Genomic DNA, 11,468 nt, shown 5'->3' on the forward strand with positions numbered 1-11,468 from the left:
GACGTGGTCTGCGCCTGCGGGGGCGGCTGGACGGTGCCGAGGTACTGGGTGGATTCGGCGGGGCTCTCGGGCGGCAGCCCACCGGGGTTACCGCCCTGCTGGTACTGCGGCACCGGCGGTATGAACTGCGTGGCGTCGGCGGCGCCGGCGGCGGGCACCGGCGGTATGAACTGCGTCGCGTCGGCGCTGCCGAGGGGGCCGCCGGGGGCGCCCGGAGCCGGTGTCTCGGCCGGCAGGGGCTGCGCACCGTACGAGCCGCCCTGCGGCGCTCCGTACTGCGGCGGCTGCGCCTGGGGCAGGGGCTGTGCCTGCGGCTGCGCGGGCGGCAGTGGCTGCTGCATCGGCTGCTGCGCCTGGTACTGCCGTTGCTGCTGAGGGGGCTGGTACTGCTGCTGGGGCGCCTGCGGGTAGCCGTAGCCCCCGCTTCCGTACGCCCCCGTCGCGTCGTACGACCCGTGGGCGCCCTGATCCTGCTGCGGTGCCTGCGGCGGCAGTTGGTGCCTCTGCGGCTCCGGCTGAGGCGCCTCCGGCCCCCAGGGCTGCCCCCACGGCTGACCGCCCGCCGGGGCGGCCTGGTCGGCGGCCGGGGCGCCGGGGATCAAGGGGGGACCGCCGTCGGCGGGCAGCACGATGCCTTCGTGCGCGGGCCGAGCGGCAGGCGACTGCGGCTCGTCCCTTTGTCCGCTTTGCGTCACCGGGACTCCTAGTGTGGACCTACGGAATCGTCAGTTCACGCTACCGGGTGAATCAGGAGCCCTGCTACGCGCCCGGAATCAGTCAGCACCATCCGCATTCCGGACACCCCCGGCGGTGCGGATCAATCGGACGACCGCAGAGGTCGCCCATGGTTTCCCGTGTGTGCCCCGGCCGGCCTGTCCGCCCCGGTCACGGACCCGCCGCCCCGGGCCGCGCCCCGGCGCTCCCGTGCCCCACGGGCCACGTGGTCGACACGGCACGACGACCACCCGGTGGCTGTACGACGCTCTCGCGGCCGTCGTACAGCCGTGCCCCGGGCGGAAGTTGTAGCAAAGCCGTGTCACGCGGCCTGGATCTCCAGCCGGGCGCTGAACTCCCGCACCGCGGGCTCCGTGCCGTACGGCTCCAACCGCTGCTGGAGATCGTCCAGATACTCCGCCCCCCTGCTGGAACGCAGCGTGCCGAGCAGCTCCGCCGCGCGCGTGCCCGTACGGCACGCCTCCTCCACCTCGCGCTGCTGGACCTGCGCCGTCGCCAGCAGCACCAGACCGATCGCGCGCCGTCTCGCCCGGGACTCCGGATGCCCCGCCAGCGAGTCGGACGCGTGGCGTGCCGCCGCCTCCGGCTGTCCCAGATCGCGGTAGCAGTGCGCCAACTCGTCGGCCAGATAAGCCTGGTCGAAGTGCGCGATCCACACCGGATCGTCTCCGCCCTCCGGATCCGCGTGCTCCAGCGCGGTGAGCGCCCGGCCCGCGACGGCGTGGCACTGGTTCACATCGCCCATCAGCGCGTGCCCCCGCGCCTCGGCGGCCAGGAACATGGCCTGCGCCCTCGGGGTGACATGCCCCCGCGCGCCCTCCTGCGCGGCCCGCGCCAACTGGGCGATCTCGCGCGGATTCCCGAGCTGGGCCGCGAGATGGCTCATGGAAGCGGCCAGCACATAGCCGCCGTAAGCGCGGTCCCCCGCGGCCTGCGCGAGCCGCAGCGCCTGGATGTAGTACCGCTGGGCGAGCCCCGGCTGGCCGGTGTCCACCGCCATGTACCCCGCCAGCTCGGTGAGCCGGGCGACGGTGGCGAAGAGTCTTCGGCCGACCGCTTCCCGGTACGAGCCCGAGAGCAGGCCCGACACCACGCTGTTCAGGTAGTGCACGACGACCGGGCGCGCGTGGCCGCTGCCGAACCGGTGGTCCAGCTCGACCAGGGCGGTCGTCATGGCGGCGACCGCCGCCACGTCCGAATCCCCCACCCGCGCACCGGTGTTGCGCGCCACCGTCGCGTCCGCGCCCGTGATCAGCCAGTCCCGGCTCGGCTCGACGAGCGCCGACGACGCCACGGCCGATCCGGACAGGAAGTCACGCCGGCCCACGTCGCTGCGCCACAACTCGCAGACCTGCTCGATCGCGCCGACGACCGTCGGCGAGAACTGGAGTCCGATGCCCGAGGCGAGATTCTTGCCGTTGGCCATCCCGAGCTCGTCGATCGTGACCGTGCGCCCCAGCTTGCGGCCCAGCGCCTCGGCGATGATGCCCGGGGCCCGGCCGCGCGGCTGCTGGCCACGCAGCCAGCGAGCGACGGACGTCTTGTCGTAGCGGAGGTCGAGGCCGCGTTCGTTTCCGACCATGTTCACCCTGCGGGCGAGGCCGGCGTTGGAACAGCCCGCTTCCTGGATGAGTGTTTGCAGCCGCTCGTTCGGCTGACGGGCGACGAGAGGTCTGGCTGCCAATGGATACCCCCTGTGGCCGCGGTGATCGACTGAGCGATCACTGCCCGGCGGAAACGCAGTAAATGCGTGCGATGGTCGAAATCAGCAATCTTCGGTAACTTTCGGGAAACGCCGCCCGCTTGGCACCGAGATATGTGTGATCCGCCTCATGCCTCGCGCCTCCCCGATGGCAACCCCCGGTCACCGGTTGTGGTTACCCATCGACACGCCGCAACCTCGCGCGCGCCCCCGCCCATGCACCAGTGCGCCCCGCGTGCGGGTTCGATGCGCCGCCGCGACGCTCCGCGGCGCCCGTAACCGGAGGTGCGGGCGGGAGTTGTGTTCTTCGTGGACAAGACCATCGCAGTGACGGGCGTCACGGACGCCGCGCAGATCCCCCAGCAGCGCAGCGAGCCGCTGCTGGACAGCGCCGTGCGGTACGCGGAGGAGCGGCACTGGGACGTGTTCCCCGGCACCTGGCTGGAGACGGTGGACGGCGGGGAGCGCTGCTCGTGCGAGCGCTCCGACTGCCCGGCCCCCGGGGCGCACCCGACGAGGCCGGACTGGGCGACGCAGGCGACGGGCAGCGGTGCCGCCGCGCGCAGGCTGTGGTCGAAGCAGCCGCGCTCCTCGGTCCTGCTGCCGACGGGCCGTACCTTCGACGCCCTCGACGTGCCCGAGTCGGCGGGATTCCTGGCGCTGGCGCGGATGGAGCGGATGGAGACGACGCTCGGCCCCGTCACCCGCACCCCCGAGCGCCGGATGCTCTTCTTCGTACTGCCGGGCGGCTCGCTCAAGGTGGACGACCTGGTGAAGAAGCTGGGCTGGTCGGCTCCGGCGATCGATCTGGTGGCGCGCGGCGAGGGGCACTACGTGGCCGCGCCGCCCACGCGCGTCGGCGGTTACGGAGCCGTGCAGTGGGTCCGGCGGCCCACCCCGGCGAACCGCTGGCTGCCCGACGCCGAGGAGTTGATCAGCCCGTTGGCGTACGCCTGCGGCCGGGACGCGGCGGCGGCGCGGGCCCGGCGGACCTGAGGGGCCCGGCCCGCGATCGTCCTATGGTGGGTTCTCCCGACATCTCGAAGAGGAACACCGAAGGGCAGTGCGGCATGCCGGATCACGTACCGGACCGAGCGGCGGAGCAGACAGGACGACAGACGGCGGCCGGGCGGCCGGCCGCCGAGCGGGAGGCGCGGGAGGCGGCGCCGGACACGGCGGGCGGGGTGCGTACGGCGGCGCCGCCGGCCGTACGCGTGGAGGGGCTGTGGAAGCGCTTCGGCGAACAGGTCGCCGTCGCCGGGATCGATCTCGATCTGCCCGCCGGCCAGTTCGTGGGTCTCGTCGGCCCCAACGGCGCGGGCAAGACCACCACGCTGTCCATGGTGACCGGCCTGCTGCGGCCGGACATGGGCCGGGTCCAGGTCGCCGGGCACGACGTCTGGGGCGATCCGGTCGCGGTCAAGGCCAGGATCGGCGTACTGCCCGAGGGGCTGCGCCTGTTCGAGCGGCTCTCCGGGCGCGAACTCCTCGGATACACCGGCCGGCTGCGGGGGCTGCCCGGTGACGAGGTCGACAAGCGCGCCACCCAGCTCCTGGACGTACTGGACCTGGCGGGCTCGCAGCACAAGCTCGTCGTGGACTACTCGACCGGTATGCGGAAGAAGATCGGCCTGGCGTCGGCGCTGCTGCACAACCCCGAAGTCCTCTTCCTGGACGAGCCGTTCGAGGGCGTCGACCCGGTGTCGGCGCAGACGATCCGCGGCGTCCTGGAGCGCTACACCGATTCCGGCGCGACCGTCGTGTTCTCCAGCCATGTGATGGAGCTGGTCGAGTCGCTGTGCGACTGGGTCGCGGTGATGGCCGCGGGCCGTATCCGCGCGCAGGGCACGCTCGCGGAGGTACGGGGCGACGCGCCGTCGCTCCAGAGCGCGTTCCTCGAACTGGTCGGCGCGCAGGGCCGCGACACCGGAGAGTCCCTGGACTGGCTGGGCGGTGCCCGATGAGCGCGGAGGCCCCGGCCGGCGGCACCGGCCTGTCGGGGACGCCGGGTGCGGCAGCTCCCGCCGGTCCCACCGCTTTCCCCGGCCGTGCCGGGTCCGCCGGGCCCATCGGTTCGGGCACGACACCCGCCGCCACCCCGGGCACCCGCGCCCTCGCGCCGGTCTTCGTCCGGTTGAAGCTGTCGCTGCTGCGCAACGGGCTGCGGCAGTCCTCCGGCCGTACCGCCGCCTATGTGGTCTCCGTCGTCTTCGCCCTGCTCATCGCCGCCGGCCAGCTCCTGGGTCTGATCCTGCTGCGCGGCAACGACGGCGCGGGCACCCTCGTCGTCGTACTGACCGCGCTCGTGGCCCTGGGCTGGGCGATGCTGCCGCTGTTCTTCCCCAGCGGCGACGAGACGCTCGACCCGAGCCGCCTCGTGATGCTGCCTCTGCGGCCCCGTGCGCTGATCGGCGCGCTGCTCGCCGCGTCCCTGATCGGTCTCGGGCCGCTGTTCACGCTCTGCCTGGTGCTGGGATCCGCGATCGCCGTCGCGCACGGCGGCGCCGCGATCGCGCTGTCGGTCGTCGTCGTGCCGCTGACCCTGCTGGTGTGCGTGGCGCTGTCGCGTGCCGTGGCCGCGGCGAACATCCGGCTGCTGACCTCGCGCAAGGGCCGGGACCTGGCCGTACTGAGCGGTCTGGTGATCGCCGTCGGTATCCAGTTCGTCAACTTCGGGGTGCAGAAGCTCAGCGAGGCGGGCGGGATGTCGGCGCTCGACCCGGTGGCGGACGTCCTGCGCTGGCTGCCGCCCGCGTCGGCGATCGGCGCCGTGGACTCCGTGAGCGACGGCGCGTACGGGCGGGCCGCCCTGCAACTGCTGCTGTCGCTGGCCGCGTTGGCCGCCCTCATGTACTCGTGGCAGCGCTCGCTCGTGAAGCTGATGACCGCCCCGGACGGCTCCACGATCGCCGCCGCGGGACCGGCCCGCAAGGAGTCGGCGTCCGGGCTGGGCCGGCTGCTGCCCGAGGGCCGTACGGGCACCGTGATGCGGCGGAGCCTGTGGTACGTGTGGCGCGACCCCAAGACCAAGGCGGCGTGGATCACTTCGCTGGCGATCGGGCTGATCGTGCCGCTGATCAACGCCCTCCAGGGCAACGGCTCGATCTATCTCGCGTGCTTCGCGGCCGGGATGCTCGGCATCCAGATGTACAACCAGTTCGGGCAGGACACCTCCGCGTTCTGGATGGTGGCCCTGACGATCTCCACCACCCGTGACGCCTATCTGGAACTGCGGGCGCGGGCCTTCGCCCTGCTGCTGATCACCCTGCCGTACTCGGCCCTGGTGACGATCCTGACGGCCGCGCTGCTCGGCGACTGGCGGGCGCTGCCCGAGGCGCTCGGGCTGTCCTTCGCGCTGCTCGGCGCGATGATGGCGACGGGCGCCGTGGCCTCGGCCCGGTTCCCGTACTCGATCCCGCAGGACAGCGCGTACAAGAACGTCGCTCCGGGGCAGGGCGGGCTCGCGTGGATCTCGATCCTCGGCGGCATGCTCGGCGGCGCGCTGCTGTGCGCGCCGGTGATCGGACTGACGATCGGTCTGCACGTGTCGGACGCGGACGGCCTGAGGTGGCTCGTGCTGCCGGTGGGGGCCGCGTACGGCGCGCTGATCGCGTGGGCCGGGGTGAAGGTGGCGGCGCCCCAGACGGCGTCGAGGCTGCCGGAGATCCTGACGGCGGTGAGCAAGGGCTGACGGCCCTCGCGAATGGGACGAAGTGGCCGCCGGGGCTCCGCGAAGCGGGCGCCCCGGCGGCCTTCTGGCTCAGGCCGCGTGCGGCACCGGGGAGAGCCGGGACGTCCGGACCGCCGGGTGGAGGCCGACGCGGTCGCGCCCGGCCGCCTCGTCCACAACCCGGTCTCCGACACCGTGCGGCACAACCACCCGGGCGGCAGGGTCCGGGGCCGGTCCACCGTGGTGTCGGTCGCACGGGCGCACGGCGCAGGGGCGAGCACGCGGGCGGCCCGAAGGCCCGCGTCGTACTGCTCAGTTGTCCATGACCGGGCGCCCCGGGCCGACCCACCGGGACCGCGCCGTCCTAAGCTCGCCGGTATGACTGTCTCCCTCAGCGCCGCCGCCCGGAAGATCCTCGACGGGCGCAATCCGGCCGTCCTGTGCACCGTCGGCCCGGACGGCGGTCCGCAGTCCTCGGTGGTCTGGGTCGGTACGGACGGCGACGACCTGGTCGTCTCCTCGCAGGCGGGCCGTCGCAAGGTGACGAACCTGGCCGGGGAACCGAGGGTCAGCCTCTGCGTGTACGACCTGGCCGACCCGCAGCGGTACGTGGAGGTGCGCGGCACCGCCACCGTCAGCGAGGACATCGGCCGGCGGACGGCCGTCGCGCTCGCCGAGAAGTACGAGGGCCCCGGCGCCGGGCAGGAGTACCTGGACCTGCCGCCCGACGTCGTACGCGTCACGATCCGGATCACCCCGGAACGCCTCACGGGCAGCTCGGCGGCCTGACCGGCGACTCCGGCGGGTTCGAGTCGCCGGACCGGCCCTACGCGGTCAACGCGCCGTCCAGGAACGGCTCTATCGCCGCGTGCCAGGCGTCCGGCCGGTCGTAGTGCGCGAGATGGCCGGCGTCCGTCACCTCCGCGTACTGCCCGTGCGGCAGGACGCGGACCATCTCGTGCGCCTCCGCGCGGCCCAGCTCGCCGTCCAGGCCCCGCACGACCAGCGTGGGGCAGCGGACCTGCGCCAGCTCCTCCCAGTGCGCGTCGTGCACCCAGGTCTCGCGGGAGACCAGCATCTGGCGGCGGGAGAAGACCGGCCGCCAGCCGTCGGCGCGCTCGGCCATCACCTCGGCGAAGTACTCACCGCGGCCCGGACTCGGCCGCTCCAGCCACGGGTCGTCCTCGCCGAACCACTTCCGTACGTCGGCGAGCGTCGCGAACGGGACGGGCCAGGTGTCGAACCAGTCGACCCACTCGCGCTGCGAGGCCGCCCCCAGCGCGGACGCGCGCATGTCACAGATGATCAGCGCGCCGACCAGGTCGGGCCGCTTCGCCGCCAGCTGCCAGGCGGTGAGCGCCCCCATGGCATGGCCGACGAGGGTGACGGGCGCGAGGCCGAGCTGTTCGATCACGGCCTCGACGTCCGACACGTACGCCTCGCGTGTGTACGGCGCGTCGGGTGGCTTGTCGCTGCGGCCGTGGCCCCGCTGGTCGAGCGCGACGGCCCGGTGGCGGCCGGAGAGCCGGCGCGCGGTGGCCGCCCAGTGCGAGGCGCGGCCCATCAGCCCGTGGAGCAGCAGGACGCCGGGGGTGGATCCGGCCCCGGCCGGCTCCTTGGGAGGATCGGCGAACTCCCAGGCAGCGAGCCGCAGCCCGTCGAATCCGGTCACATCGATGCGCTGCACCATGTGTCCTGGCACCCCCTTCGGTCCTGAGTGGTCGAGTCAGCCGCGCGGCTCCCCCAGGCTATCGAACTCCCATTCGAAAACCCGGTCTCGGCGCGCAACACCGCTCTTTCGAGTGACCGTGGTCAAGGATTGTCCGAAGCGCCGGAGGGGAGATCTTCTCCGGGAGGCGGACCACTCGGGGATGAGGGTCCGTGGGGACCGACCCTGGGAGCTCGGGGCTCCGGGTCGGAACAGGGGAGGACAGGCCCCGGCGCCGCAAAGCGCCGGGGCCCTTACCGCGCGCGGCGGGCACAGCGAAAAGCTTCAGGCGCACAGTCCCGCTCCCTCCTCGGCCACGGGACGAGGCCCGCGACCGCTGCCCTGAGGTCATATGCCCCCGGACCAGCCTGGCACGCGAATCGCCCGCCCGCTGCCATTCCGCCGGTAATTTGTATTCTCCGTCGCGACGGGAACACTCTCCGCAGCCGTCACCGGGCATGACGGAACCGCCCCCGCGGAGGCGGGCCCGGGGTCCGAGGACCGGTCCGAGCCCCCGGCCCCCGAATCCCGGGAACGTCAGCGCTTGGCGACGAAGACGTGCGAGGCGACCTCGGAGTCCAGCTCGGCGGCCTCGCCGCTGCTGCCCACGAGCACCCCGCCGACCGGCGACTCCGTCACGCTCACCACGGAGCCGGGCTGCACGCCCGCCCGCCGCAGCGTGTACATCAGCTGGGCGTCGGTCTGGATCGGCTCGCCGATCCGCCGCACCACGACCGTCTTGCCCTCCGTGCCCGGGTCCAGGTCCGCCAGGCTGACCATGCTCCCGTCGAGGAACGGATCGGCGACGCTCGTCTCGCCCAGCTCCTCCAGGCCCGGGATCGGGTTCCCGTACGGCGACTCCGTCGGGTGCCGCAGCAGCTCCAGCACCCGCCGCTCCACCGCCTCGCTCATCACGTGCTCCCAGCGGCAGGCCTCCGCGTGCACCTGCTCCCACTCCAGGCCGATCACGTCGACCAGCAGACACTCGGCGAGGCGGTGCTTGCGCATGACCCGGGTCGCGAGTCTGCGCCCCTCCTCGGTCAGCTCCAGATGCCGGTCGCCCGCGACCTGCACCAGTCCGTCGCGCTCCATGCGGGCCACGGTCTGGCTGACCGTCGGCCCGCTCTGATCCAGCCGCTCCGCGATCCGGGCGCGCATGGGGACCACACCTTCCTCTTCGAGTTCGAGGATGGTGCGGAGATACATCTCCGTCGTGTCGATCAGTCCGGACATACGTGCCCCTCGATGCTGTGACATGAAAACAACCGTGCGCTGGCCCCTGCTCAATTCTGACGCATCGCACCGACAACCGTGCCGTACGGGAAGCCGCCTATGACGAAGCCGTATTGACACGGTAAAGGTCCAGACCGCAACGTGATCCGCGGCACAGGCGTTCCCGCCCCTGTTCCACGTCTGTTCCGCCCTCTTCTCCGCCCCCTACGGAAGGTCTCTCGATGAGCGAGAGCACGCTGGCCGGTCAGTTCTTCGGCGCCGCGATCGGTCTGCTGGAGCGCGTACGCGACGAGGAGGCCGCGAGCATCGAAGCGGCCGGAAAAGCGATCGCGGAGGCGGTCGCCTCCGGCGGCCGTGTCTTCGCCTTCGGCGCCGGGCACTCCTCGCTCGCCGCGCAGGACGTCGTCTACCGGGCGGGCGGGCTCGCCCTCATGAACCTGCTCACCGTGCCGGGCGTGACCGGCGTCGACGTCATGCCCGCGACGCTCGGCTCCGCGCTGGAGCGGGTCGACGGCCTCGCGAGCGCGGTGCTCGGCTCAAGCCCCGCGAAGTCCGGCGACGTCCTGGTGATCATCTCGCTCTCCGGGCGCAACGCGCTCCCGGTGGAGATGGCCCTGAACGCCAAGGCGCTGGGCCTGAAGGTCATCGGCGTGACGTCGGTGGCGTACGCGACGGAGACGGAGTCCCGGCACGAGTCGGGCACGTTCCTCAAGGACCACTGCGACATCGTCCTCGACAACAAGATCGCGGTGGGCGACGCGGAGCTGTCGGCCGACGGCATCGACGCGCCGTTCGCGCCCGCGTCGACCGTCGTGACGAGCGCGCTGATGCAGGCGATGGTGGCGACCGCGGCGGGCGGCCTGGTCGAGCGCGGCATCGACCCGCCGATGCTGCGGTCGGGGAACGTGGACGGCGGGCACGAGTGGAACGGGCGCGTGATGACGGAGTACGGGGACCGGATCTTCTACCGGTTCTGACGCCGGGCAGGTGGCGCCCCGCGCCCGACACCTGAGGCCGGGCGCCGGGCGCCGGGCGCGGATCGCAGCAGCCGGGCCCGGCCCGTGGCTCTCACCCCTCGGGCCGGGCCTCCGGTCGCGTCTCCTCCGCCCGGAGCAGGTCCAGCGAGGCCGCCATGCGGGCCGTCACGTCCTCCGCGTACACCGCGTCCTGGCGTTCGAACGACGGGCGGCTGGCGCCCCGCAGGAAAGTGACGACTCCCAGGGTCCGGCCCCGGCTCCGCAGCACCGTGCAGAGCGCGTGCACGGAGTCGGGCGGCCACTGGCGGGAGACCGACCAGGTCGGGGTGGTCGAGGCGCCCGAGGGCGCGCTCGCGCGCACCGAGCCCGTCCGGGCCACCGCCTGGAGGGCCGGGTGCCCGTCCCGGTAGCGCACGGGGATCCCCCCGGCCGCCACCGGCAGACACGGGCCGACCGAACCGCCCGGCGTCGCCGCCACCCGTACGAGACGGGTCGGCTGCGCGCCGCCGGCCGCCGTACCACCGCCGGGGGCCACCGCCGCCGGCTCGCCCAGCACCAGATCGATCAGCGCGTGGTCGGCGAAGCCCACGAGTGCGAAGTCCAGGCAGACGGTCGCCGCCTCCATCGGGCTCTCGCACTCGCCCGCGGCCCGCCCGGCGCGATGCAGCTGGCTGGAGCGGAAGCGCAGCTTGTCCGCCTCCTGCGCCGCGAGCTTCGCCTCCGTGACGTCCTGGAAGAGCCAGCCCACGCCCAGCGGCACCGGCTCCTCGGCGAGCGGGGAGGCCAGCCGCAGGAAGCCGCTGCGCCAGCAGCGGCGGCGCTCACCGCCGTCCGGCGCCCGCAGCGTCACCCACAGCTCCGCGAGCGCCCGCGGCGCGCCCTCCGCCAGTACGTGGTGGAGCGCGCCCTCCAGCTCCTCCACGCCCTGGGTGACGGTCTCGCCCAGCGGCCGCCCGAGCAGCGCCGTACGGCCCGAGCCGAGCGCCCGCGCGGCATGCCCGTTCACGACGGTCGGCCGCAGGTCCACGTCGACCAGCACCACGCCCCACAGCGCGTCGTCGAACAGCGCCTCGCTGAGCGCGATGGACCGCTCCAGGTCGATCTGCGCGTGCACCTCGCTGAACGCGCAGTACACCCCGGCGGGGCCGCCGTCCGCGCCGCGCACCCCGGCCGACTGGGTCCGTACGAGGACCCGGCCGCCGTCCTTGCGCAGCAGCGCGAACTCGTGGACCAGCCGTCCGGGCACCTCCATCGCCGCCATCAGCCGCCCGTGCACCTCGTCGGCGTCGGCGCTGCGCACGGCCCAGCCGGCGAATCCGCGCCGGCCGACGGCCTCGTCGGCGGACCAGCCGAGTATCCGCTCGGCCTCGCGGTTCCAGTGCGTGATGACGCCGTCGGCGTCGAACGCGCACAGGGCCGCGTCCATCCCGTCGAGCAGCGCGG

The 11,468-nt window shown here is 73.3% G+C and carries 9 protein-coding genes and 1 pseudogene; 5 read left to right on the top strand and 5 right to left on the bottom strand.

Annotated elements, in window-relative coordinates; genetic code table 11:
• Together GXP76_RS30155 and GXP76_RS30160 are read right to left on the bottom strand one after the other, a co-directional pair.
• Positions 1-695, bottom strand: a pseudogene (locus tag GXP76_RS30155) (hypothetical protein); the annotation flags it as partial.
• 341 nt (positions 696-1,036) lie between these two features.
• Complete coding sequence (locus tag GXP76_RS30160) at positions 1,037-2,419, bottom strand: transcriptional regulator (protein ID WP_242574793.1); 1,383 nt, start codon at positions 2,417-2,419, stop codon at positions 1,037-1,039.
• A gap of 318 nt (positions 2,420-2,737) precedes the next feature.
• Between GXP76_RS30160 and GXP76_RS30165 the strand changes: the two genes are divergently transcribed.
• The 4 genes from GXP76_RS30165 to GXP76_RS30180 all read left to right on the top strand — a co-directional run bounded on the left by GXP76_RS30165 (position 2,738) and on the right by GXP76_RS30180 (position 6,896).
• The gene (locus GXP76_RS30165; protein ID WP_242574794.1) at positions 2,738-3,433 is read left to right on the top strand and encodes a bifunctional DNA primase/polymerase; all 696 of its coding nucleotides are present in this window, start codon (positions 2,738-2,740) and stop codon (positions 3,431-3,433) included.
• Between the two features lie 74 nt (positions 3,434-3,507).
• On the top strand, positions 3,508-4,401 hold the full coding sequence (locus GXP76_RS30170) for an ABC transporter ATP-binding protein (RefSeq protein WP_242574795.1): 894 nt from the start codon (positions 3,508-3,510) through the stop codon (positions 4,399-4,401).
• On the top strand, positions 4,398-6,128 hold the full coding sequence (locus GXP76_RS30175) for a transporter (RefSeq protein ID WP_242574796.1): 1,731 nt from the start codon (positions 4,398-4,400) through the stop codon (positions 6,126-6,128). Before GXP76_RS30170 ends, GXP76_RS30175 begins: the two co-directional genes overlap by 4 nt.
• Positions 6,129-6,485: 357 nt before the next feature.
• Positions 6,486-6,896, top strand: coding sequence for a PPOX class F420-dependent oxidoreductase (locus tag GXP76_RS30180; protein WP_242574797.1), 411 nt, complete (start codon positions 6,486-6,488; stop codon positions 6,894-6,896).
• A 37-nt stretch (positions 6,897-6,933) separates the two neighbouring features.
• On the opposite strand, the gene GXP76_RS30185 is transcribed toward GXP76_RS30180, so the two are convergent.
• Together GXP76_RS30185 and GXP76_RS30190 are read right to left on the bottom strand one after the other, a co-directional pair.
• Complete coding sequence (locus GXP76_RS30185) at positions 6,934-7,797, bottom strand: alpha/beta fold hydrolase (RefSeq protein ID WP_242574798.1); 864 nt, start codon at positions 7,795-7,797, stop codon at positions 6,934-6,936.
• Between the two features lie 555 nt (positions 7,798-8,352).
• Positions 8,353-9,048, bottom strand: a complete 696-nt coding sequence (locus tag GXP76_RS30190; RefSeq protein ID WP_023540875.1) for a metal-dependent transcriptional regulator — start codon at positions 9,046-9,048, stop codon at positions 8,353-8,355.
• Positions 9,049-9,269: 221 nt separating this feature from the next.
• On the opposite strand from GXP76_RS30190, the gene GXP76_RS30195 reads away from it, so the two are divergent.
• A complete protein-coding gene (locus tag GXP76_RS30195) occupies positions 9,270-10,025 on the top strand; it encodes an SIS domain-containing protein (protein ID WP_242574799.1) in 756 nt (251 codons plus the stop codon).
• 91 nt (positions 10,026-10,116) lie between these two features.
• Here the strand turns inward: GXP76_RS30195 and GXP76_RS30200 are convergent.
• Positions 10,117-11,468: PAS domain-containing protein (locus tag GXP76_RS30200; RefSeq protein WP_242574800.1), on the bottom strand; the 1,352-nt coding region annotated here is incomplete at its 5' end.

The organism is Streptomyces sp. NP-1717 (assembly GCF_022695985.1).
Lineage (GTDB): Bacteria > Actinomycetota > Actinomycetes > Streptomycetales > Streptomycetaceae > Streptomyces.

Coding starts and splice junctions, on each gene's coding strand:
- GXP76_RS30170 (WP_242574795.1), top strand. CDS start 3,508: ATGCCGGATCACGTACCGGACCGAGCGGCGGAGCAGACAGGACGACAG.
- GXP76_RS30175 (WP_242574796.1), top strand. CDS start 4,398: ATGAGCGCGGAGGCCCCGGCCGGCGGCACCGGCCTGTCGGGGACGCCG.
- GXP76_RS30180 (WP_242574797.1), top strand. CDS start 6,486: ATGACTGTCTCCCTCAGCGCCGCCGCCCGGAAGATCCTCGACGGGCGC.
- GXP76_RS30185 (WP_242574798.1), bottom strand. CDS start 7,797: ATGGTGCAGCGCATCGATGTGACCGGATTCGACGGGCTGCGGCTCGCT.
- GXP76_RS30190 (WP_023540875.1), bottom strand. CDS start 9,048: ATGTCCGGACTGATCGACACGACGGAGATGTATCTCCGCACCATCCTC.
- GXP76_RS30195 (WP_242574799.1), top strand. CDS start 9,270: ATGAGCGAGAGCACGCTGGCCGGTCAGTTCTTCGGCGCCGCGATCGGT.